Below are 23,576 nucleotides of genomic sequence, written 5' to 3'. Positions count from 1 at the left end.
GCGACCTATGGCGACTTGCTGGCTTGACTCTGATCGCCGACTCCGGCGCTTTGGCGCTATGACTGATGTGATTGTTGCTGTGCGGCCTTTGCCGCATTTTGAGGGGCTGGCTTTACCGGCTTATGAAACCGCTGGTTCGGCTGGCATGGACGTGCGTGCAGCGGTGCCAGATGAGGAACCGATTGTGCTGGAGCCGGGGCAGCGCGCGATGGTGCCGACAGGCTTAAGCGTCGCCATTCCCGAAGGATTTGAAATTCAGATGCGGCCCCGGTCTGGCCTCGCGGCAAAGCATGGCCTGACCTGTCTCAACTCGCCCGGAACCATTGATAGTGACTATCGCGGGGAGCTGAAAGTCATCCTGATTAATCATGGTGACAGCGCCTTTACAATCGCGCGCGGCGAACGGATTGGCCAAATGGTGCTTGCACCCGTGACGCGTTTGGTCTGGAATGAGGTCGATAGCCTTGATGAAACTGCACGTGGGGCTGGCGGTTTCGGATCGACGGGAAGATAGGTCCTTGAACTTGGCTATGCCAAACATTACTTATCGTTTAACGATAAGATGCAAGGAGGTTGAGTATGGATATTGATAGCCCGTTCACAATGGTTGTTTTGATCGTTCTGATTGCGGTTGGGGCAGGGGTTGTAAAGACTTGGATCGAAACCAAGGCTAATGCGACCGCCGATGCTGAAACGCTTGATCGGGTCAGCGATCTGGAAAAAGAAGTGCTCCGCTTGCGAGACCGCGTAAAGGTTTTGGAGAAGATCACAACTGACAGCGATAATCGCCTGCGTGATGAGATTTCTCGCCTCGCTTAGAGTTCAGGAATTACATCAATAAGGTACGCTTTTGGTTGCGTGTCCCGGTTAGTTTGGCCTATATGCCCAGTCTGGTCCGGAGCGTAGCGCAGCCCGGTAGCGCACCGCTCTGGGGGAGCGGGGGTCGCAGGTTCGAATCCTGCCGTTCCGACCATTCAAACCGGGTTTGGCCGCGCCAAAAATTTTAGTCCAGTGGACTAAAATTACGGTTTGAATGCGAAGCGCATAAGCGCGAGCCAAAACCACGAAGTACACAAGTTTAAGCGCGAGTCAAAAGCCACACTAGGCTGTTTTGGAAATATAGATGTCCGGCAGATGATTGGCTTCTGCGGTGATCGTGCAGTCTTCTGGCAGTCTGGCTTTTGCAATCGCTACCAAGGCTTCCAACCACTCGCGGATCAGGGCAGGTGTGCGTTCAGGCTTGGGCATCACGCGCAGGTTCAGGTGTAAGAACTCAGCGCCTGTCTCGCCAGCCACCTTGATATTGCCAACCGGGAGAGTGTAGCATTTGATGCTGCCTAAAGCGACGCCTTCGACAACCAATTGATCGGTAAGAGCGCCAAACAGAGCCTCCACATCATCCGTTAAAGCTTTGGTGTGCGTGAGGATGATGTGGGGCATGGATGTGATGTTCTCTTCTGTGTCTGGGTTTAGCTCTTAAACCAATCCGGGCGCTTGAACGCCATACCGAGGTCATGGGCAACCTGCTCATGTGCGATATGTCCGTCAGCGACGGTGAGGCCTTCAGCCAGATGCGGGTTGGTGTTAACGGCTTCACGGCCGCTTTTGCGGGCGATTTCCAGAACGAAGGGCAGGGTCGCATTGTTCAGCGCATAGGTTGAGGTGCGCGGCACCGCGCCCGGCATATTGGCGACGCAATAATGCAGAATACCATCCACTTCATAGATCGGATCTTCATGGGTTGTCGCGCGGGAGGTTTCGAAACAGCCGCCCTGATCAATCGCAATATCGACGAGGACCGCGCCGGGCTTCATGGTCTTGAGTTGCTCGCGCGTGACGAGTTTTGGGGCCGAAGCGCCTGGGATCAGGACCGCGCCGATGACCAGATCAGCATCCATGACAGCCGCATCGAGGGATGCTTTGGTCGAGTACATGGTTTTGACCGCGCCATTGAACTGAGCGTCCAGCTCGGCAAGGCGGGCATTATTACGGTCAAAGATGGTCACGTCCGCGCGCATGCCCACGGCGATTTCCGCGGCATTGGTGCCGGATACACCGCCGCCAATGATCACGACTTTCGCTGGGGCGACGCCGGGGACACCGCCGAGGAGGAGGCCGCGTCCACGCTTGGTCTTCATCAAAGCCCATGCGGCGACCTGCATCGACATGCGGCCTGCAACCTGGCTCATCGGGGTTAGCAGGGGCAGGCGACCATCGCGGTCGGTGACAGTTTCATAGGCGATGGCGAGACAGCCACTCTCGATCAAGCCTTTGGCTTGAACCGGATCGGGGGCCAAGTGCAGGTAGGTAAACAGCGTGTGGTGAGGCTTCAAGCGCGCGGTTTCTTCCGGTTGCGGCTCTTTCACCTTGATGATCAGCTCAGCAGCCTCGAAAACGGCATCTGCATCGGCAACGATAGAAGCGCCAACATTGGTGTAATCATCATTTGAGAAGCCAGAGCCGACACCAGCTTCCGATTGAATGAAGACTTCATGTCCTGCGCGGACCAGTTCACCAACGCTTTCTGGCGTCAAGCCGACGCGAAATTCCTGTTTCTTGATCTCTGTTGGGACGCCAATACGCATGTTTCTCTCCAGATATGATTTTGGCGGGATAATATCCTGACATGATCGAAATATCTCGCCAAATATTCTGATATATGCTTCTTGATCGAGAAAATTATTTGAGAAAGTTGGATTTTGTGATGATTTCAGGTCAGGATCAAAGGATACTGGAATTGCTATCCAGGGACGCGAAGATGCCTCATGCGGAGATTGGGGAGCGGGTGGGCCTGTCGACATCTTCCGTGCATCGGCGCATCCGCGCGATGGAGCAGGATGGGGTTATCCAGGGTTATGGTGTGCGGATTAGTGAAGCGGCCATGGGGCGTTCTGCCAGCGTTTTTGTGCAGGTGACTTTGAAGAACCAGCAGGATGATCACTTGCAGGCTTTCGAGACTGCGGTGAAGCACTCACCCGATATTGCGGCTTGCTACCTGATGACTGGGGAAGCTGATTATCTGCTACGTGTCGCCGTCAAGGATACGACGGATTATGAACGGGTTCACCGCGATGTGCTGACCAGGTTGCCGAACGTCGAGCGTGTGATTTCGCAATTTGCGATCAGGACTGTGTGTCAGAAAAATCTGGTACCGGGTGGCTGAGGCCTAGTCCTCGCGGAGGGAGTAACCTGCGGAACGAACCGTCCGAATTGGGTTGGTGCCGCCCTCACTCATCAGCGCTTTGCGCAGGCGACCGATGTGAACGTCAACTGTTCGGGCCTCGACATAGACGTCTGAGCCCCAGACCCCATCCAGCAATTGCTCACGGGAGAAGACGCGGCCCGGATGCTGAGCAAAATATTCGAGCAGACGAAACTCGGTCGGTCCAAGATGAATATCCTTGCCATCGCGGATCACTTTATGCGTTGTGCGATCAATCGTGATGGAGCCGATCGTGATCTTGTCTTCGACCAGTGCTGGGCGAATACGGCGCAGAACAGCACGTACGCGGGCCATCAGCTCGCTGGTTGAGAAAGGCTTGGTCACATAGTCATCTGCGCCTGTTTCGAGGCCGCGGATGCGGTCAGCTTCCTCGGTGCGCGCGGTGAGCATGATGATGGGCAGGTTTGCGGTATCCTGCTTGGAGCGGACACGGCGGCAAATCTCGATACCGGAGACCTTTGGCAGCATCCAGTCCAGCAGCATCAGGTCTGGGACGCGTTCATCCAGCAACAGGATGGCTTCGTCGCCATCGCGGGCGATCGCTGTATCATAGCCTTCAGCTTCAAGGTTATAGCGAAGAAGTTCGGAGACAGATGGTTCGTCCTCCGCGATGACGATAAAAGGTTTCATCCTTGATCCTCAGTTTCATCTAACGCTGTTGACTTTGCCATAGCAGGTCCATCTGTCTCTGCAACTGTTTCTCCAGTTGCAATGTAATGAACGGTCTTCGCGATATTGGTGCAATGGTCACCGATCCGCTCAAGATTTTTCACGATGAATAGGTAATTGACGCGTGTATCAATGCTGTTCGGGTCTTCAGCAAACTGCGAGAGAATGGAACGCAGCAAGGCGTCCTGATGGCTATCGATGTCGTCATCCTGTTCAATAACACGTCGTGCCATCTCTGCGTCTTTGCGCGATAAAGCGTCCAGTGTGACATGCATCAGGCGTGATACGGCATCGCCCATACGCTTCAGGCCGCGCGCGAGTTCCGGATCAGGTTCGCGCTTGAGATCGAGGCTGCGCCAAGCTGTATTTTTGGCGAGATCGCCAATCCGTTCAATGGTGCCGGAAATCTTGATGCCACCAATCACCATACGCAGATCAGACGCCATCGGCTGACGTAAGGCCAGAAGGCGGATCAGGTGCCGCTCGGTTTCGCGTTCTTGCTGGTCCAGGATTTTGTCGCGCTCAATAACAGATCGGGCAAGTCCATCATCCTGGCTCAAAACAGCGCGTGCGGCATCAATGATCATCTCTTCCGCAAGGCCGCCCATGCCCAGCAGGCTGGCCGACAGATGGTCCAGTTCATTAGAGAAGGCACTGACGATATGTTGATGCATAAACGCTCCGTTTTCGGACTATATTACCCGAATCTGCCCGTAATGTAATCCTGCGTCATCTGATTATCCGGATTCGTGAAGATCATCTCGGTCTCTCCCATCTCGATCAACTTGCCCAAATGGAAGAAAGCGGTCTTCTGGCTGACACGCGCAGCCTGTTGCATGGAATGGGTTACAATGACGATGCAATAGTTCTCACGTAGCTCGTCGATGAGTTCTTCGATCCGCGCTGTCGCAATCGGGTCGAGGGCCGAGCAGGGCTCGTCCATCAGGATGACTTCAGGCTGGATCGAGATGGCGCGCGCGATACACAGGCGCTGCTGCTGACCGCCCGATAGGCCGGTGCCCGGTGTATGCAGTCGATCCTTGACTTCTTCCCAGAGACTGGCGCGTCGCAGCGAGGTTTCGACAATTTCGTCCAGTTCATTCTTGCGGTTGGCAAGACCATGGATGCGTGCCCCATAGGCGACATTGTCATAGATTGATTTAGGGAACGGATTGGGCTTCTGGAACACCATGCCGACCTGCGAGCGTAAGAGCACTGGATCAACATGTGGGTCATTGATATCCGCCCCATCCATGATGATTTCACCGGTGACTTTCGCCCCCTCAATCGTGTCATTCATACGGTTCATGCAGCGCAGGAATGTGGATTTCCCGCAACCCGATGGACCGATAAAGGCGGTGACCGCCCGGTCTTCGATTGGCATGGAAATGTCGAAGATCGCCTGCTTGTCATCATAAAAGACATCAATGCCACGGCAATCGACTTTGATTGGGCTCGGTAGAGTTTCACTCATACTACCATCTCCGTTCGAACCGACGGCGCAAGAGAACAGCCAGTAGGTTCATCACAATCAGGAAGGCCAGCAGGATAATGATGACTGCAGATGTCATCGGTTCCCAGGCCCGTTCAGCCCCAGTGGACCATTTGTAGATTAAGACAGGCAAAACGGTGGCTTCATCATCAACGCTGCTGGGGATTTCAGCGACAAAGGCAACCATGCCAATCAGCAAGAGGGGGGCGGTCTCACCCAAGGCGCGGGCCATGCCAATAATGGATCCGGTGAGGATCCCCGGGGCGGCGAGCGGCAGAACATGATGGAAGACGGATTGCGTCTTCGATGCCCCTAGGCCAAGGGCGGCTGTCCGGATCGAGGGTGGCACGGCCTGTAATGCGGCGCGCGAGGTGATGATCACCGTTGGCAGAACGAGCAAGCCCAAAACCAACCCACCGACCAAGGGGATAGAGCGCGGCATACCAAACGTATTCAGGAAGACCGCTGCACCAAGCAGGCCAAAAACAATAGAAGGGACCGCTGCAAGATTGTTGATATTGACCTCAATCAGATTGGTCAGCCGGTTCTTTGGTGCAAATTCCTCAAGATAAATCGCGGCGAGCACACCAACCGGGATCGCAAACAGAGCGGTGATCAGCATTGTGAACAAGGAGCCGATGATCGCTGCGGCCGCCCCGGCCAGTTCTGGGTGCGTGCTGTCTGCGCGTGTGAACAAGCCCTTGTTGAAATTGCGTTCAATCCGCCCTTGCTCTTTCAAACTGAGGGTCCATGCTATGAGGCGGTTGGAAATTGTACGATTCCCTTCCGGTTCGTTCAGGATCAGCACAGAGGCGACTCGACCGGACTGCTCGCCAATAATCGGCTGTGGACCTGTTAGATAGGTCAGTTGCATGGCCGCGCCGGTAATGTCCTTCGCTTCAAACCAAGTTTGGTCCAACTGAACCAGAAAGGCGCGTTCCTGACCGTCGGGCCGTACGCGCTTTTGGTTGAGGGCCGGGAAGCCATTGGGGCCACCATCTGTGAATGTATAGGTTCCATCTTCTGAGACAGACAAACGGCCCGGCTGAGCGATGGTGATTGTTTCCCGCTGGGTCAGGCCACCTTTCAGAAAGAGATCGAGATCATCTGATAATGGCAGCGTGAAGCGATGTTGTTGCCCGGCAAGTTCCGGGGTTTCGACCAGTGCCTTTGCCATCGGCAAGACAGCCAGACGGGTAATCAGCTCTGTTAGCTCAAGGCGCTGTAGACGGTCTGTCTCAGTTTCCGGAAAGGCTTGGCGAAGGTCGTCCTGCACGAGGCCATAGAAAGCCGTGAGGTTGCTGGCGACGACCGTCTCTTCTCCCGGGCTGCCTGCTGTGCCCGGGGTGATGTCCAGCGTGAGATCAAACACGGCTTCATATCGGGAGAAAGCGCTGCTGGCTTTTGTGGCAATTGACCATCCCAGTGTGATCAGCGCCGCGATGGCGACCGCAATGGCAAGCTGACCATAAGCCTTGAATCTGGCCTCAGCAGCGCGGCGTTTCTTCAACCGCTTCTCTGCAGTGGACAGTTTGGGCGCGGGCTTCACGGATACATCGGTGGGGGTGTTCGTATCAGTCATACTGTTCCCGATACTTCTGGACCACGCGCAGCGCGATGATGTTGAACAGCAAGGTCACGATGAAAAGAACAAAGCCCAAGGCAAAGGCGGAGAGGGTCTTGGCGCTATCGAACGCTGTGTCCCCGGTTAGCAAGGCAACAATCTGAACGGTGATTGTGGAGAGGTAAGAGGTGATATCCCCCGTGATCTGGGCGGTCTGACCAGCGGCCATGACAACAATCATGGTTTCACCAATGGCGCGCGAAATCGCGAGCAGCATAGAGGCAATAACCCCGGGCAGAGCAGCTGGCATCACGACCTGTTTGATGGTCTCAGCTTGCGTTGCGCCCAGCGCCAATGCGCCATCTCTTAGCGATTGTGGCACCGCATTGATCACATCGTCGGCAAGGGACGAGATAAGCGGAATGATCATGATGCCCATGACAAGACCCGCGGCTAGGGCGTTCTTCTCGCGCCCTTCAAGAAACTCGTTGGGGACAAAAGGCATACCATTGATCCAGCCCGCACCCGCCTGCACCCAAGGGACGACGACGGTCATCGCAAAGAAGCCATAGACGACAGTTGGGATGCCCGCGAGAATCTCCAGAATTGGCTTGACCCAGCCGCGCAGACCCGGGCTAGCATATTCAGAGAGATATATGGCTGAAAACAGACCAACTGGAGCGGCCACACACATCGCAATCAGGGCGATGACGAACGTTCCGAAGAATAGGGGCAGCGCGCCAAAATTCTCGCCGGTCTGGGCATTCCACTCTGTGCCGAATAGAAACCCGAGGATGCTTGGGCCATCCTCGGCTGAGAAAAACCTAACGGTCTCGAAAATCAGAGACAGGACAATCCCTGCAGTGGTCAGCACCGCGATAGCTGCGCACAGGAAGAGGCCAATGGTGAGCCCACGTTCGACATGACTGCGGGCACGAAAGTTAGGGGTCAGCCGCTTTCGGGCGACCAGAAAGCCGAGCGTTCCAGCCAGAATCGCGGCCAGTAAGACCCAGACCCGGATCTGACCAAGCAGGCTAGCATAGCGATCACTGGCCGCATTAAACAGGTCATTACCTGTATCGGGGCTGGTGCGCAAAGCCACATGTTCTGACAGGCGGTCAAGATACTGCTCGACTGCGAGTGTCCCTTGTCCGGTAATGTAAACGGGCAGTTCCGAAGCGATGGTGCTTCGGACATAAGACTCACCAAACACAACATAGATCACAAAGATGGCTGCGATTGGCAGCGTCGTTGCAAGGGTTACAAAATAGCCGTGATAGTTAGGTTGGGAATGCGTGCGCACCTGAGGCCCGCTCGCCACGCTTTGGCTGAGCAGGCGCATGCGCCCAGCGTAAAAGCTGATGAAGGCAGCCGCCGCAATAACGACAAAGAGCAGCCAACCAAGCGGCAGGTGAGCAAGTGTTTGAAACATGGGAGGATCTTAGTTTCCTTTTGGCGGTCCATACCCTGCTCTTTTGACATCTGTGTGACAAAAGTGACGATTAAAGGAAACAGTCCGGTTTCGGAGCAGTAAAGTGCACGTGCTGCCCGGATTCAGGGTGTCTGAATCGCAGGTTAAGTGCATGTAGCATAAGTCTTTTTGCGCTTTCTCCATCGCCATAAAAGCGATCCCCCAAAATTGGATGTCCGAGGGCTTTTAGGTGCAGACGCAGTTGATGCGATCGTCCGGTTTCGGGGGTGAGTTGTATCAGGCTTTTATCGGACGTGCTTTTTAGGGTTTCAAAGTGTGTGATTGCAGGGCGGCCATCCTCTGCGATATGGCGAAGGGGGCGCTGCAGGGAGTGCGCCGCAATCGGCAAGTCTATGGTTCCCGAAGCTGGGCTTGGTCTGCCCTCGACCATCGCTAGATAGGCCTTCGTCACTTTGCGCTCTTGAAATGCTCTGGATAATGAAGACTGTGCAACTTTCGTCCGCGCAAACACCATGATCCCTGATGTGTCCATATCGAGGCGATGGACCGTCAGCACAGCGCCATGCCGTTCACTGAGGATGGAGGCTGCGCAAAAGGCTTTCTCAGGTGCGCGTCCGGGAACACTGAGCAGCCCCGCAGGTTTGTCGGCGATGATCATGGCGCCATCTTCATACAGGGTAACCAAAGCATCGGCATCCGGTGGCGCATAAGGGCTCATCGGGAAGGGCGTCATTCAGGTGTGTCCGGTATATGTAGAGGCAGCCAAACCCCGAAAGAGGTTTCCTCATTCGGCAGGCTTTCGACCGAGAGGCCACCGCGATGACGGGTCATGATATGTTTCACGATGGCAAGACCAAGGCCTGTGCCTTCAATCTTGCCGCCCCGGCTTTCGTCGGCGCGATAGAAGCGCTCTCCCAGACGTGCAAGGTGTTCAGCCGGAACACCGGGGCCATGATCTGTCACCCGGACCCAGATTGCAGGGACTTCACTGGAGGCCCGCGGGCGTAGCAACACTGCAGAGCGTGCCCCTTCAATGCGATTGGTCAGCGCTGCTTCGGCCTCTGACATGGTGGCTGTGATGTCCATCGTGATGGTCACCGTGCCACCCTTGGGAGAATACTTGATGGCATTACCAATCAGGTTTTGAACAACCTGGGTCATCTCATCGGCCTCTGCAATCACATCAGCGCTTTCCGGACCAAAGTTTAGCGCCAGCGTGACATCGGCCTCTTTGGCGATGGGCTGCAGGCCGAGGACGGCGCGGTCTGTGCGCATACGCATATCAATTACGGTCGACGGTGGTGTGTGCTCGCTGAACTCGATCCGGGAAAGCGAGAGGAGGTCGGCGATCAGGCGCTTCATGCGCTCAGCCTGATTGTGCATGATGGTCAGGAAGCCATCCCAGGCCGCTTTATCATCTTTGGCTGGCCCCTGCATGGTTTCAATGAAGCCTGCAATCGCGGTGAGGGGGGTGCGTAATTCATGGCTGGCATTGGCGAGGAAGTCGGCGCGCGCTTCCTCGGCGCGGCGTACAGCGGTGAGATCTTCCAGCAGGATAAAAACACTGGCGGGTTCCGGACCCGGGCGGATATGTGCAAGCCAGGTTTCCAGAGCGCCCCCGAGTGTGAACTCAACAATTTCACCAGACCCGGTTTCACGCGTGCGGCCCACGGCCGATCGCAGGCTTGGATTTCGCAGGATAGTTGGCAATAGCTGGCCGGATGCGGCGGACAGCCCAAATACTGCAACCGCAGGCGCATTCGCCACCTCGATTCGTTGATCCGGGCTCACCAAGAGGGCCGGGAAGGGCATCGCCGTAATGAATTGGTGGATGGTCTCCATTAAGATGTTGTCATCTGAGTGGGGCGAACCTGTCTCAATATCTGCCTGCGCTTTGCTTGTTTGCAGTTCTGTAGAGGTGGTTGCCGTGTAGAGGGCGAGAGTCCCGGAAACCACAACAATAGCGCCAGTTATCGCTTCAACCAGACCGATCGCATTGGTAAAGTAGAGTATGGCCAGCAGACCAAGTGTTCCCAGCGTTAAACGCACATAGTCGCGTACGCGTTTGCGGCGGTAATCCTGCTCAAGTTTTTCCAGTGCCGATGGTTGTGACATAACCGTATCCGTTGGAAAGATGTTAATCTAAAACGCCGACTGCTCGCGTATAGATCGCATGAGGATTGAGCAAGTCTGAACCGCAAGCGGCGTATATTGAAAAACGATAATTGTTTGTTGACAGTCATGCAATCGAGGCGTATGGCCAGTCATATGAGACGAGAGAGGTCTTTATGAGAACTGTTGGTGCAACATTTTTGCTTATGACGACGGCTGCGGCCTGTAGCACGGTGCCAGGTCTTGGTGACCTGGGCGGAGACTCGGTCGCGATTTTTCCGGTTGCCCCGGAGGCCCCTGCCCAATGGGCGGCGAGTGGTGTGAGCGGTGAGGCCCCGGCGGGCGATTGGTTGGGTCAGTTTAACGATGAGCAGATGCGGATGCTGGTGACCGAGGCACTGGAGTCGAATCCGGGTTTGCGCGCGAACTTCTTTAACGCCGAAAGCTTTCGGGCGCAGGCGCGTGCCACGTATGGGCGGACACTGCCTAATATTTCAGGCTCCGTCGATGTTGGTGGGAATAGCATCTATCTCGAGCAGACGGATGATCGTTCCACTGATCCTTCATACGGGGTCGGGCTGAACCTCAATTGGGAAATTGACCTTTGGGGGCGGTTGCGTGCGGGCGTTGATGCGGCTGAGGCAGACTTCATCGCCAATGAGGCCGACTGGAAAGCTGCGCAGCTATCAACAGCGGCACAAACAGCGATTGCCTGGATCGATTTGAATACGGCGCTCGCGCAAGAACGCGTTGCAGTTCAAACCTTCGAAGCCCGCGAGCAGGCACTCAGCCTGACAGAGCGTCGTCTGGCGCGTGGTCTGTCGACGGCGCTGGATGTGCGCACCGCTCGGACAACATTGGCGTCGGCTGAGGCGGAAATTGCCTTCCGCCGACAAGCCAGTTCGAATGCTGCACGTGCCCTTGAGGTTCTGCTTGGTCGTTATCCTGCAGGTATGATTGATGCCCCGGCCGTGCTGCCACGTCTGGAGCCATTGATGGCGGCGGGGAACCCTGTTCTGTTGCTGTCCAGACGTCCTGATATCGCAAGTGCTGAAGCACGCGTGGTGGCTGCCGGATTGCGCGCGGAGCAGGCCCGACTGGCCATGCTGCCGGGGCTGTCCATTACAGGGTCTGCGTCTACCACTGAAGATGATCTGGCGGATGCGTTTGATCCAACCCGTATCGCTGCGCGCCTGTTTGCAGGTCTGGCTATGCCAATCTTCAATGGCGGAACACTTGATGCTGAGCGTGATGCGTCTGTCGCCCGCGCGCGGTCGAGTGTTGAAAATTATGCGACCGCTGTTCTGACGGCCTGGCGCGAGGTTGAAGACTCTGTCACGGCAGATGCGCTGCTCGCCCAGCAGGAAGATGCTCAGGCCCGCGCTTTGGAAGAGGCGATCCTGGCAGAAGATCTAGCGACGAGACAGTATACCAATGGGCTTGTCTCCATCTTCAATCTTATCGATAGTCAGACCAGACGTTTGAACTCTGAAAGCCAGTTGATTACCGCGCAGGCCAGCCGCGCGACAAATCGTGTCCGTTATCATCTCGCCCTTGGAGGTGGTTTGCCTGTATCTGACCCGGCAGAACCAACCCCGCGCGACTTGTTTGATCCAGAAGAAGGCATCTTGCCATGAACCGCGTCCTCCCAATCATTGTCACTGTTCTGACCGTCCTTATTATTGGTGGCGGTGGCTTCATGTTGCTTACAGTTCTCCAGCCCAAGCCCGAGCAAGCCGATGAGCCACCAGCCGGCCTGTCGGTTTTTGCTGAACAGGTGGTTCAGGATGATCTTGTCTTCACAGTTGAAGCGCAAGGCGAAGTTCGCCCACAACGTGAAGTCGCAGTCAGCCCCCAGATTTCCGGGCGGATATCCTATGTTTCACCGGATTTCATTGATGGTGGCTTTATCCGCAAAGGACAGGTTTTGGTGCGCCTGGAAGCTGCCGATTACGAGTTGGGCGTTGTTCGGGCGCAGTCTGGCGTGGCGAGCGCTGAGCAGCGCTTGGCCCGTGAGGTTGCCGAAGCAGAAATCGCTATTCAGGATTTGAAAGAGCTTGGTATTGAAAATCCCTCGCCTTTGGCGCGGCGTGAACCGCAAATGGCCGAAGCACGTGCGTCGCTGGAATCCGCGCGGGCACAACTGGCTGATGCCAATCTTGCCCTGGGGCGTACAGCTGTTGTTGCGCCCTTTGATGGGCGGGTGCGATCAGAAACAGCGAATATCGGTGGATTTGCTTCACCTGGTCAGGTGCTGGGTCAGATTTTTGCAACCGATATTGTCGAAGTCGTTCTGCCGATCACGGATGCGCAATTGGGGCAGCTCGGGCTGCCGCTCGCATTTGCTGCAACCGATGCTGTGAAAGGGCCAGAAGTTCTGTTCACTGCGCAGGTTGGCGGGCAGATGCGCGAATGGACCGGGCGCGTCACACGTACATCGGCGGCGATTAACTCGCGCACACGCCTAATCAATGTGATTGCTGAATTGAACGACCCGTACGGTGAAGGTGCTGACGATGGTGCGCCCATGGCGCCAGGCCTGTTTGTCACGGCGTCTCTGCAGGGAGACCGGATTGAGGATCTGAAAGTTGCCCCGCGCGGTGCCATTCGTAGTGGCAACCAGATCTATATCGGTGACCCATCCGATGGCGAGTTGCATATCTATGAGGTTGATCTGGTCTATAGTGACCCAGATGGTGCCTGGTTCCATAGTGATGAGGTTGAGATCGGTGATCTTGCCCTGACCAGCCCGATTCAGGCTGCCTTTAGCGGTATGAGCATTACGGTGCTTGAGCGGATGCCGGATGGCTCCATCAAGACACATGAACCTCAACGCAATCGCGAGGCGGGCGAAGGCCAAGACACTGAGACAGACGAAACCGGTGAAGCGCTTGCTGGAACTGACAGCGCTGAGCAGGCAAGTCTGACGAGTACTGAAGGAGAATAATCATGGGTGGTATCGTTGCCTGGTTTGCGCGGAATTCGGTTGCTGCCAATCTCCTGATGGTCATCGCCTTTGTTGGCGGTTTGCTGGCGTATAACAGTATGGAACGGGAGATGTTCCCGGTTGTTCCAGTCAACGGTGCATCAGTAACAGTCGCCTGGCAGGGTGCTTCCCCACAAGATGTTGAGGAGCAGATTGTTACGCGGATTGAGGAAGCGGTTGCTGATATTGATGGCCTCGATCGCCTGACCTCTGTTGCCTATGAAGGCGGCGGGACAGTCAATGTGCGTGGTCGCGACGATATCGACATGACCGAGTTTATTGATGAGGTGAAGCTGCGTGTTGATCAGATCAACAATCTACCACAGGCAGCTTTCCAGCCTCAGGTCACGCGCTGGGAGGGCCGCAACTGGTTCTTCGGTATGGCTGTTCACGGCGATGTTGACCAACGAACGCTGAAGCGGATGGCTGATCGTGTGCGCGATGATATTGCGCAATTGCCGGGTGGCGAGCTGGCGCAGGTTCAAGGTGTTCTGGATGAAGAAGTTTCGATCGAGATCACCGAGAATGATTTGCGCCGTTACAATCTGAGTTTCTCCGATGTCGCGCGCGCGGTTCGGGAAAGCTCGATCAATTCCTCTGGCGGACGTGTGCGCTCTTCGGTGGGTGATGTTTCCATGGCGACGCGCAATCAGGCCGATACGCAGGAGCAGTTTGAGAGCATTATTATTCGCCAGTCTTCAGAGGAAGGGACGATCCGGGTTCGCGATGTCGCTACGGTTATTGATGGCTTTATCGATGCGGACTTGAAAGCGACATACAATGACCGCAGCACGGCCTTTGTCTTCGTTGTATCGCCCGATATCATGGATATTCCCGGCTATACCAAGGGATTCCGGGACTATATTGAATGTGCCAATAATCGTGGGGCAAGCGTTTGTCGGGACTTATCTGTAAAGCCCACACTGCCAGAGGCTGTAAAGATCGACATTCTTTGGGACGATAGTGTTGTTTTCAATGCACGGATGAAGCTGATCTCTGAGTCCGCGCTGCTTGGCGCGGCGCTGGTCTGCTTGATCCTGATCCTCTTCTTGCGCCCCATCGTGGCGTTCTGGGTGACTATGGGCATCATCACAGCGTTTGCGGGTGGCATCATGCTGCTGCCAATGCTGGGGGTCAGCTGGAACATTCTGTCGACCTTTGCGGTGCTTCTTGTGATCGGCGTGATCGTGGATGACGCGATCGTGGTCGGGGAAAACATACACAAGGAAGTGGAATCCGGGCGACGAGAGGGCGTAGATGCCGCCATTATCGGAACGCAGCTTGTGATGAAGCCTGTTATCTTTGGGGTCATCACAACGATTATTGCCTTCTTGCCCTGGGCTTTCCTGACCGGGCCTGTTCGGACACAGACTCAACAAATCAGTTTTGTCGTCGTTGCGGCTCTGATCTTTTCGATCATCGAGTGTATGTTCATCCTGCCAGCGCACCTGGCGCATATGAAGAAGCAGAAGTTTGAAGGCACAACCGGGAAACTATTGCGTGTTCAGAGACGAATTGCCGATAGTCTGATTTGGTTTGCAAATCATGCTTACAAGCCGACTTTGGAACTGGCCCTGCGGTTTCGGTATGCAACCGTGATGATGTTTTTCAGCTTGCTATTCCTCGCCTTTGCGGCGGTTAGCATCACCAAGAATGTCCCTTCGGCCTTTATGCCAGAGATTGAAGGCGACTTGATCCAGGTCACCATTGATATGCCCGATGGCACGCCGTTCAGCCGGACCCTGCAGGTGCGCGATCAGCTTCACAATGGGGTCGAGCGCGCCAAGATTGAGCTTGCCAAACAATGGCAGGACATTGACGAGGATATGATCCAAGGGGCCTCAATCGTTGCCAGTGATGCCCAGGTGCAGGCCTGGATTGGTCTCATCCCGCCAGAGCGGCGGCCGCAGACCTTGAAGACCAAGGATATCTCCAACAGTGTTCGTGAGCTCATGGGACCAATTCAGGATGCCGAAGAGATCAATTTCGATTTCACGCAGAATGATGATGATAATGGTGTGCAGTTTACGCTGAGCCATCCTGATCTGGACCGTTTGCGGGAAGCCTCAACCGTCGTTCAGGCGCAATTGGCAACCTATGTTACGGTGTTTGATATTGGGGATAACCTGACCGCCTCGGCGGATGAGATTCAAATCAACCTGAAGCCTGGCGCAGAAGCGCTCGGCGTCACTATCGCTGATGTTTCGAACCAAATCCGTCAGGCCTACTTTGGTGAAGAAGTACAGCGGATTGCTCGTGAGGGCGAAGATGTGCGGGTGATGGTGCGTCTGCCGAAGTCTGCTCGTCAGGATCTCGATAGCCTCGATAATCTGCGCATACGCGTGCAGGATGCTGGTGGGGTCCGCGAAGTACCGATTACGCAAGTGGCGGATTTTACATATGCGCCCGGGATTGACCGTATTGTCAGGCGTGACCGAACGCGGTCTGTGCGGATCTTTGCCGATGTTGTCGGACGAGACGGACGAGGGCCTATTCTGGCAGACTTGAACCAGAATTTCTGGCCAGATTTTGAACGTCAGTTCCCAGACATCAAGCGTGGATTTGCCGGGGGCTATGAGCAGCAGCAGCGCTTCAATAATGAGCTGGTGCGTTACATCCTGATGGCTGTGGGCATGATGTACATCTTGCTGGCGATTGCCTTTAAGTCGTATGCTCAGCCGCTCTTGCTGATGACGGCTCTGCCGTTTGCCTATACGGGGGCGGTCTTCGGGAGCTGGATTTTCGGGACATCCATCGGTGTGTTCTCATTGTTCGGGATTGCGGCTGCGGCTGGAGTTGTGATTAACGATAACCTCGTACTTGTCGACTATATCAACCGAAGGCGCGCTGAGGGTGTTGGCGCGGTACAGGCCCTGGTTGATGGCGGCGTTTCACGTTTCCGGCCAATCCTGTTAACCTCGGTTACGACGTTTGTCGGCATCCTGCCGCTGATTGCTGAAAAATCAGTGCAGGCGCAGTTCCTGAAGCCGATGGTTATTTCCCTTGGCTGCGCGGTCGCCTTTGCGCTCTTCGTATCTCTGTTGCTCGTGCCTGCGCTTTACGCAATTGGGGTCGAGATCGGCCGGGTCTTCCGATGGACCTGGGGCGGCGTGCCTTACCGACCAATTGGCGAGACTTATCAAGGCGAAGTTACAGTCGATGAAGAGGAACTGATCGGCTCCAGCCATGGGCAACCCAAGCCATTGCCGGCTGAATAATCGAACTAAGTAACGTGTGCGACGAAAACCTCTGGGAGAGAAAAATGAAGCATAGCTTGATGATTGGGGCAGCAGCCCTTGCGTTGACCGCCTGTAGTGGTGCAAGCCAAACAGCGACGCAGACAATGGGGGACGATACCAGCGCTGAAGTTTCCTATGCTGGCGACTGTGTCGGCGTTGAGGGCGAAGCGCCTGTTATCAATACTGTTGACCGTGATGAGTGGGGCGAGTTTGGGCTTGACCTCGAAGCCATGGATACACGCTTCGAGCCGGGTAATGATTTCTTCTGCCACGTGAACGGTGCCTGGTATGCCAATTTCGAGATGCCAGAAGACAAGACGCGCTATGGTTCCTTTACGTTGCTGCGTGACAAGTCTGAAAAGCGCGTCAACACGATCATTGAAGAGCTGGCTGCCGACCAGCCAGACCCTGCAACCCTCGAAGGCAAGGTCGCGGCCTATTATAATGCCTACATGGACACTGATGCGATCGAAGCGGCAGGGCTTGATCCTGTGCAGCCCTATCTAGGACGCATTGCCGACATCGAAACACGTGAGGATTTGGCTGAAGTCTTTGCAGCTGGTGGTTTTGCCAGCCCGATTGGGGGTTGGGTCGATGTCGATTCCAAGAATACAGAAGCTTACATTTTCTACGTGACTCAAGGTGGTCTCGGTCTGCCAGATCGCGATATGTATCTGAATGATGAGGGGAAAAACCCTGAAATCAGAGAGGGTTACCTCAAATACCTGACATTGCTTCTCGGTGAGGCAGGTTATGAAAAACCCGACGCTGCCGCAGAGCGTGTTCTGGCGCTGGAGACCGAGATTGCCAAAGCTCATTGGGATCGCACGGTCGGTCGTAATCGTAATCTGACCTATAATAAAATGACCAAGGAAGAGCTGATCGCCATGGGTGATGGCTTCCCTGTCGAAGCGATGTTGGCTGGCTTGAAACTCGATGACCAGACGGAGTTTGTTGTTCGTCAGGTGCAGCCTGATGAAGCTGAAATTGAAGAACTTGGTCTGAGTGAAGAGCAGGTTGAGAAGATTTCAGGGGGTGGCATCGCTGGCATCATGGCCGTGATGAACACTGCAGAGCTGAGCGACTGGAGAGCTTATCTGACGGCTCATTTCCTGTCCGACCACTCAAGCGTTCTGCCCGCTAAAATCGATACAGCGACATTTGAATTCTATTCCAAGCAGTTGCGCGGCCAGGAAGAACAGCGTCCGCGCTGGAAGCGTGCGGTAAGTGCTGTTGAAGGTTCTCTCGGTGAGGCTGTTGGTAAAGTCTACGCTGATCGCCATTTCCCGGCTGAGAATAAAGCTGCGATGGATGAGCTGGTCGCAAACCTGCGTTTGGCCATGGCGGATAATCTCAATGAAATCGACTGGATGGGCGAAGAAACCAAAGAAGAAGCCCGCGATAAGCTGGCCAAGTTTACGCCCAAGATCGGTTATACTGAGAAGTTCGAGACCTATGACACGCTAACCGTTGGTGACACAGCTTTTGCCAATATGCGGGCGTCTAATGACTGGGCCTATGAGGACATGATCAGCCAGCTTGGCCAGCCGATCGACAAGACCGAGTGGTTCATGCTGCCACAAACAGTCAATGCCTATTACAGCCCGAACCGGAATGAGATTGTGTTCCCGGCAGCCATCCTGCAACCCCCATTCTTTAATCTGGCGGCTGATCCAGCCATCAATTATGGCGCGATTGGCGGCGTGATTGGCCACGAAATCGGTCACGGTTTTGATGATCAGGGCTCCAAGTCTGATGGCGATGGTGTTCTGCGCAATTGGTGGACGGATGAAGACAAAGCCAATTTTGAAGCCCGTACCGATGCGCTCGTGGGTCAGTACAATGCGTTCTGCCCGCTGGACGACGGTGACACCTGTGTAAATGGGCGTCTTGGTCTTGGCGAGAATACTGGCGACCTTGGTGGCCTTTCCATGGCTTATAAAGCCTACAAGATGAGCCTTGATACAGATGGCGATGGTGTGATCAGCGAAGAGGAAGAAGCTCCGGTTCTCGGTGGTCTGACCGGTGACCAGCGCTTCTTCATGGCTTGGGCACAGCAGTGGCGAAACATGTACCGCGAGGATGCCCTGCGTCAGCAACTGATCCGTGGCCCACACAGCCCGCCATACTATCGCGTCAATGGTATCGTTCGGAACTTTGACGAATGGTATGAGGCCTTTGATGTTGGTCCAGATCACGCTCTCTACCTCCCGCCGGAAGAGCGGATCCGTATCTGGTAGCGCTTGTATCACGATAATAATGGCAAAGGGTGCTCTTCGATGAGCACCCTTTTTCATTCGTGGGCGGAAGACTTTCTCTCTGGATTGTGCGGTGCACTATGGTGTATGGGCCTCAGCTTGGGAGAAGGGGAGGAAATGGTATGCCAAAGCCAGCCTCGGTAATTGCCTATTTTGATAGGCTTGAAGGCGAGCCCGCGCGTATTGCGGCGAAGTTGCGCAAAACGATTGAGGGGCGGTTTCCGCGTTTGAAGTCCAAACTGGCCTGGGGGTTTCCCTGCTGGATGGGGCATGAGCGCGTTTTTTCGATTATCGCGCATAAGGAGCGATGCAATTTGCAACTCTGGTCAGGGGCGCGATTAGCCAAGGACTATGTTGGCCGGATTGAGGGCACGGGGAAAGCATTGCGCCACGTCAAAGTTCATTGCCCGGACGATGTTGATGACGAATTGATCGACATCATGGAGCGGGCTGTGAAACTCGATGCCACAGAGCCGCGTGCGGTGAGGTAGAAGAGACATGAAACCTGCCTGGATCAGGTAGAGTCACTATGAATAGACTAAAGCCCACTTGACGTTATGGGGGCGCTGGCCCCATTTGTTTCGCAACTGCACAAAAGTGCTGAAGAGATAACGCCAAGGAGGGTTTTCCCATGTCTCAAGCTGATCCTGTTGTAATTGTTGGTATGGCGCGCACACCTATGGGCGGCCTGCTCGGGGACCTGAATGCAATGTCGGCAAATGAGCTCGGTGCGATTGCAGTGAAAGCTGCGGTTGAAGAGGCCGGCCTGAATGCAGACGAAGCTGACGAGATCATTATGGGCAATTGCTTGCCTGCTGGTCAGGGGCAAGCACCAGCCCGTCAGGCTGGCTTCAAGGCGGGTATGGATAAAGGCCTTGAGGCAACGACAATCAACAAGATGTGCGGTTCTGGGCTGCAGGCAGCCGTGATGGGGCGTCAGGCGATTGCCTCCGGGGATGCTGATATCGTTATTGTTGGCGGCATGGAAAGCATGACCAATGCGCCGCACCTTCTCGATGTTCGCAAAGGTCACAAGTATGGCGCCATGGGCGCGCAAGATCACATGGCGCTCGATGGCCTGACGGATGCTTATGCAGGCGGCCCAATGGGCAATTTTGCTGATATGATTGCGACCGAGTACCAGTTTACGCGTGAGCAGCAGGATGCTTATGCGCTGGAAACCTTGAGCCGCGCGCAGAAAGCGACAGAGGACGGTAAGTTCAAGCGCGAGATTGCGCCTGTCACCATTAAAAGCCGTAAGGGCGAGACAGTCGTTGATAGCGATGAACTGCCGCGCACTGCCCGCCCGGATAAAATCCCAAGCCTGCGTCCAGCCTTCAATAAGGAAGGGACGGTTACAGCGGCCAATGCTTCAGCGATTTCTGATGGCGCTGCCGCGCTCGTCCTGATGAAACAATCCGAAGCTGAGAAGCGCGGCCTCAAGCCAATTGCGAAAATCGTATCGTCTTCCAGCCATGCCCATGAGCCGGAATACTTCACAACTGCGCCAGTTCCAGCGATGAAAAAAGCCCTCGAAAAAGCGGGCTGGAGCAAGGATGAGGTTGGTCTCTGGGAGATCAATGAAGCCTTTGCTGTGGTCCCAATGATCGCGATGAAAGAGCTTGGCATCAGCCACGATATCGTCAACGTCAATGGCGGCGCTTGTGCCATGGGGCACCCGATCGGCGCGTCCGGAGCCCGTATCCTCGTAACCCTGCTAGCGGCGATGGAAGATCGCGGCGTTGAGAAGGGGGTTGCCTCGCTTTGCATCGGTGGGGGTGAAGGCATCGCCATGTGCGTGGAGCGGGCCTAAAGACACTGGCGATTTTGTCAGGCATTGCCGTGAACAGGCGGGCTGGTGTGCAGAGCTCGGCTCGCCGTTCACAGCGGCGCTTTGTGAAGCGTTTGCTGCAGATGCAGAGGCAGGCGGTGTGGTCGCGCAGCTCGCGGAAACTGTGCCGCCGCCGCATCGCAAGCGGGCGACATCACTGCGTTTAGCCGGGGCTTTGCACTATGGTGTGCTAAGTGGGCGTGCGCCTGAATTGGCCAAGGCCTATCCAAAATCGGGCGCTCGCTGGGATATCCAGAGCACCTGGAAGGCGGCTGTGGAGTACCTGAAAAGCGACATAGAGCATGTCAAACGCTTCATTGCGTCTGATCCGCAAACCAATGAGACGCGACGCACAATTGCGCTTCTGCCCGGCTTTCTGAAAATTGCCGAAAGCTTCGATCAACCGTTTCACCTTCTGGAGCTTGGGGCGAGTGCGGGCCTTAATCAGAACCTTGCCGTGTTCAACTACACGGCAGGCGATTGGGTGCGGGAAGGGCAGAGCGATGTGCATGTCTCAACCGCGTGGCGCGCGCCAGCTTTGTGGAGTGACCTGACGCTTGAGGTGGCAAGCCGAGCAGCCTGTGATTTGAACCCGATTGATTTGAGCACGCAGGAGGCGCGCTGGCGCTTGAAAGCCTATACCTGGGCCGACCAGCCTGAACGTTTGAAGCGATTGGATGCGGCAATGGCGCTGGCGCTTGAAACAGGCGTGCAGGTTGAGCGGGCCGATGCGGCGGACTGGATCGAACGCAAACTGGCGGATCGACCCAAAACCGGGACAACGGCCGTGTTCCATTCTGTCTTCCTGCACTATCCGCCGGGCGAAGTGCGTGCACGGATCATAGGCGCGATTGAAGCGGCTGGTGCGCAGGCCAGTATGGATGCGCCGCTGGCCTGGCTCTGTATGGAACCCGACTCTGTCTTTGCAGAAGACAATCCCAAGCTTGGTGTGTTTCAGGTTCGGTTACAGACTTGGCCAGGGGGCGAGGTTCAGGTGCTGGGCTATACGGATGGGCATGTTACCTATTTCGAGGCCGCTTAATCGCCTTCCAGCAGCATTACGGTTTCATAGTGATTGAAAATCGCGGTCAGGACATCCTGATGCGCGTCTTCGACCCGCCAGTTCAAATGGTTGGAATTGACGATTACAACGATCCCGTATTCCGGGACGATACGTATGTCGGACAGCCAGATCGTGTTTGATCCACTATGACCATAATATCGGCCCGTACCGGGACGTTCATACATTGCCCAACCCATGGCATAGTCTGCCTCTGGATAGGGGTAGGGCTCAAAGAGCTGCTGGCGCAGATCAGGCGGGATCAATGCGCTGTCATCGATCAAGTATTCGCGGCTCAGGGCCGCATGGGCTTTGAGGGATGTATGAAGCGTACCAGCCGGGCCGAGGGCCAGAGGGTTATCGGCGTCAACATCCAGACCCATAGCGGATTGAGCAAACCCCAAACCAAAGGGGCTGCGATGACCCTGAATCCCGTTTTGGGGCGGGCCGGTGCCCCATGCGCGTTGGTCCTTTGGGTCAGAAAGCTGATCGAAAACAAACTCCTGAACCGCGTTCTCCCATGAAACCGATCGGCCCCGCTCGTCGCTCAGGATGCGTTCGATCGCGGCTCCGGCAATAACATACCCGACATTGGCGTAGCGATAGTATCCAACCGTATGCGTTGGCGGAGCACGCAAGAGATCACGTGTCGTTTCCATCCGCTGCTCTGGCAAAGGCTGCACATTCATGCGTCTGTCTTTGAACCAAGCCCGTTTAAGGGGGCCAAGACCAGCGCGATGGGCGAACAGGTCTTTGATCGTGATGGTTTCCCAGGTCAGATCAATCTCTCCAGAAAGGTTTGGAAACAGCTCCGGTATGGTTGCGTCCCAGGAGGCGAGGCCGTCCTCAACCAAGCGGCCATAGAGCAGGGCGGTGATGGATTTGGTATTGGAGCCAATATGCCAGTGGTCCTCTTCACGCACGAGGTCATGGCTGTTGACAACCCGCTCTCCAGCCACGGCAATTTGATAGCGGCCATCACTATGCATGACGATCGCGCCCATGCCGATGACATCATTGCTATTTTGGGCATTGTCCACGATGGCTTGAAGGTTCAGGTCCTGCCCATGGGCGGAGGGTGCAAGGCTGAAACAGACACTGAAAAGCGTGCAGGCAAAAACTATGATGAGGCGTTTCATGCAACGAAGTTAAACGACCCTATCAAGGCCGCAAGCGGAAATCAGGTCGCCGGGACGTAATCGCTGACAAGGCCAAGCGGCAGGGCTGTGGTCCGTTTGGCGACATTGATGATGATGCGGGACTGGACATCTGAAACCAGTTCCGAGCCGAGCAGTTTCTCACGCAGGAACGTGTCATAGGCGTACATATCGGTCGTGGTTACGCGGATAATGTAATCGACCGCACCGGTCACCGTCATGCACTCCATGACCTCTGGCCATTTGCGAACGAGAGTTTCAAAAGCTTCAAGATTGGCTTTGCTGGGCAGGGCCAGTTTGACGTTTGCCATAACTTCAAAGCCTAAGCCAAGGGACTGGCGTTCAAGCAGGGTGACCCGGCCTTTGATGATGCCAACTTCTTCCAGCCGTTTGATCCGGCGCCAGCAGGGCGAGGAGGATAGCCCGACCCGGTCGGCAATATCAGCTACTGACAGCGAGGCGTCTTTCTGTATAAGATCAAGAATCTTAGCATCGATTGCATCAAGTGTTTCAGACAAAGTTTACCCCAAAATTCGCTCACCAAAGAATGTAT

The 23,576-nt window shown here is 55.4% G+C and carries 21 protein-coding genes and 1 tRNA gene; 11 read left to right on the top strand and 11 right to left on the bottom strand.

Annotated features, from left to right (window positions below; translation table 11 throughout):
• Positions 1-58: 58 nt before the first annotated feature.
• The 3 genes from dut to RYZ27_RS09645 all read left to right on the top strand — a co-directional run bounded on the left by dut (position 59) and on the right by RYZ27_RS09645 (position 973).
• Complete coding sequence (gene dut / locus RYZ27_RS09655) at positions 59-514, top strand: dUTP diphosphatase (RefSeq protein ID WP_406679293.1); 456 nt, start codon at positions 59-61, stop codon at positions 512-514.
• A 65-nt stretch (positions 515-579) separates the two neighbouring features.
• A complete protein-coding gene (locus tag RYZ27_RS09650; RefSeq protein ID WP_406679291.1) occupies positions 580-819 on the top strand; it encodes a hypothetical protein in 240 nt (79 codons plus the stop codon).
• Between the two features lie 77 nt (positions 820-896).
• Positions 897-973 (top strand) — tRNA-Pro (locus RYZ27_RS09645).
• Positions 974-1,101: 128 nt separating this feature from the next.
• On the opposite strand, the gene RYZ27_RS09640 is transcribed toward RYZ27_RS09645, so the two are convergent.
• Together RYZ27_RS09640 and ald are read right to left on the bottom strand one after the other, a co-directional pair.
• Positions 1,102-1,440 (bottom strand): hypothetical protein, encoded by a 339-nt coding sequence (locus RYZ27_RS09640; RefSeq protein ID WP_406679290.1) that lies wholly within the window; start codon positions 1,438-1,440, stop codon positions 1,102-1,104.
• Positions 1,441-1,469: 29 nt separating this feature from the next.
• Complete coding sequence (ald, locus tag RYZ27_RS09635; RefSeq protein WP_406679289.1) at positions 1,470-2,585, bottom strand: alanine dehydrogenase; 1,116 nt, start codon at positions 2,583-2,585, stop codon at positions 1,470-1,472.
• Between the two features lie 173 nt (positions 2,586-2,758).
• On the opposite strand from ald, the gene RYZ27_RS09630 reads away from it, so the two are divergent.
• The gene (locus RYZ27_RS09630; RefSeq protein WP_406679288.1) at positions 2,759-3,163 is read left to right on the top strand and encodes an Lrp/AsnC family transcriptional regulator; all 405 of its coding nucleotides are present in this window, start codon (positions 2,759-2,761) and stop codon (positions 3,161-3,163) included.
• A 3-nt stretch (positions 3,164-3,166) separates the two neighbouring features.
• On the opposite strand, the gene phoB is transcribed toward RYZ27_RS09630, so the two are convergent.
• From phoB to RYZ27_RS09595, 7 genes are all read right to left on the bottom strand, one after another.
• Positions 3,167-3,853, bottom strand: a complete 687-nt coding sequence (gene phoB, locus RYZ27_RS09625; RefSeq protein ID WP_406679287.1) for a phosphate regulon transcriptional regulator PhoB — start codon at positions 3,851-3,853, stop codon at positions 3,167-3,169.
• On the bottom strand, positions 3,850-4,566 hold the full coding sequence (phoU, locus tag RYZ27_RS09620) for a phosphate signaling complex protein PhoU (RefSeq protein WP_406679286.1): 717 nt from the start codon (positions 4,564-4,566) through the stop codon (positions 3,850-3,852). Before phoU ends, phoB begins: the two co-directional genes overlap by 4 nt.
• A gap of 23 nt (positions 4,567-4,589) precedes the next feature.
• The gene (gene pstB / locus RYZ27_RS09615; protein WP_406679285.1) at positions 4,590-5,366 is read right to left on the bottom strand and encodes a phosphate ABC transporter ATP-binding protein PstB; all 777 of its coding nucleotides are present in this window, start codon (positions 5,364-5,366) and stop codon (positions 4,590-4,592) included.
• A gap of 1 nt (position 5,367) precedes the next feature.
• Positions 5,368-6,966 carry a phosphate ABC transporter permease PstA gene (pstA, locus tag RYZ27_RS09610; protein ID WP_406679284.1) on the bottom strand — a complete coding sequence of 533 codons (1,599 nt, stop codon included), beginning with the start codon at positions 6,964-6,966 and terminating at the stop codon, positions 5,368-5,370.
• Complete coding sequence (pstC, locus tag RYZ27_RS09605) at positions 6,959-8,380, bottom strand: phosphate ABC transporter permease subunit PstC (RefSeq protein WP_406679282.1); 1,422 nt, start codon at positions 8,378-8,380, stop codon at positions 6,959-6,961. The genes pstA and pstC overlap by 8 nt, the downstream gene beginning before the upstream one ends.
• A gap of 70 nt (positions 8,381-8,450) precedes the next feature.
• A complete protein-coding gene (locus RYZ27_RS09600; RefSeq protein WP_406679281.1) occupies positions 8,451-9,113 on the bottom strand; it encodes an RluA family pseudouridine synthase in 663 nt (220 codons plus the stop codon).
• Complete coding sequence (locus RYZ27_RS09595; protein ID WP_406679280.1) at positions 9,110-10,495, bottom strand: sensor histidine kinase; 1,386 nt, start codon at positions 10,493-10,495, stop codon at positions 9,110-9,112. The genes RYZ27_RS09600 and RYZ27_RS09595 overlap by 4 nt, the downstream gene beginning before the upstream one ends.
• Positions 10,496-10,668: 173 nt before the next feature.
• On the opposite strand from RYZ27_RS09595, the gene RYZ27_RS09590 reads away from it, so the two are divergent.
• The 7 genes from RYZ27_RS09590 to RYZ27_RS09560 all read left to right on the top strand — a co-directional run bounded on the left by RYZ27_RS09590 (position 10,669) and on the right by RYZ27_RS09560 (position 21,848).
• Positions 10,669-12,129, top strand: coding sequence for an efflux transporter outer membrane subunit (locus tag RYZ27_RS09590; RefSeq protein WP_406679279.1), 1,461 nt, complete (start codon positions 10,669-10,671; stop codon positions 12,127-12,129).
• Entirely contained in the window at positions 12,126-13,439 is a 1,314-nt protein-coding gene (locus RYZ27_RS09585) for an efflux RND transporter periplasmic adaptor subunit (protein ID WP_406679278.1), read from the top strand. The genes RYZ27_RS09590 and RYZ27_RS09585 overlap by 4 nt, the downstream gene beginning before the upstream one ends.
• Positions 13,440-13,441: 2 nt before the next feature.
• Positions 13,442-16,696: an efflux RND transporter permease subunit gene (locus tag RYZ27_RS09580; protein ID WP_406679277.1), complete on the top strand. Its 3,255-nt coding sequence runs from the start codon at positions 13,442-13,444 to the stop codon at positions 16,694-16,696.
• Between the two features lie 44 nt (positions 16,697-16,740).
• Complete coding sequence (locus tag RYZ27_RS09575; protein ID WP_406679276.1) at positions 16,741-18,957, top strand: M13 family metallopeptidase; 2,217 nt, start codon at positions 16,741-16,743, stop codon at positions 18,955-18,957.
• A gap of 140 nt (positions 18,958-19,097) precedes the next feature.
• Entirely contained in the window at positions 19,098-19,466 is a 369-nt protein-coding gene (locus RYZ27_RS09570; RefSeq protein WP_406679275.1) for a DUF1801 domain-containing protein, read from the top strand.
• 140 nt (positions 19,467-19,606) lie between these two features.
• The gene (locus tag RYZ27_RS09565) at positions 19,607-20,788 is read left to right on the top strand and encodes a thiolase family protein (protein ID WP_406679274.1); all 1,182 of its coding nucleotides are present in this window, start codon (positions 19,607-19,609) and stop codon (positions 20,786-20,788) included.
• Positions 20,754-21,848 carry a DUF2332 domain-containing protein gene (locus tag RYZ27_RS09560; RefSeq protein WP_406679273.1) on the top strand — a complete coding sequence of 365 codons (1,095 nt, stop codon included), beginning with the start codon at positions 20,754-20,756 and terminating at the stop codon, positions 21,846-21,848. The genes RYZ27_RS09565 and RYZ27_RS09560 overlap by 35 nt, the downstream gene beginning before the upstream one ends.
• Here the strand turns inward: RYZ27_RS09560 and RYZ27_RS09555 are convergent.
• Together RYZ27_RS09555 and RYZ27_RS09550 are read right to left on the bottom strand one after the other, a co-directional pair.
• Positions 21,845-23,005, bottom strand: coding sequence for a serine hydrolase domain-containing protein (locus tag RYZ27_RS09555; protein WP_406679272.1), 1,161 nt, complete (start codon positions 23,003-23,005; stop codon positions 21,845-21,847). The genes RYZ27_RS09560 and RYZ27_RS09555 overlap by 4 nt on opposite strands.
• A 41-nt stretch (positions 23,006-23,046) precedes the next feature.
• A complete protein-coding gene (locus tag RYZ27_RS09550) occupies positions 23,047-23,541 on the bottom strand; it encodes an Lrp/AsnC family transcriptional regulator (RefSeq protein WP_406679271.1) in 495 nt (164 codons plus the stop codon).
• Positions 23,542-23,576: the final 35 nt, after the last annotated feature.

It is taken from the genome of Hyphomonas sp. FCG-A18, from assembly GCF_045287255.1.
GTDB lineage: Bacteria > Pseudomonadota > Alphaproteobacteria > Caulobacterales > Hyphomonadaceae > Henriciella.
Note: the sequence above shows the minus strand (reverse complement) of the source record. Positions and strands in the feature narration are given on the sequence as shown.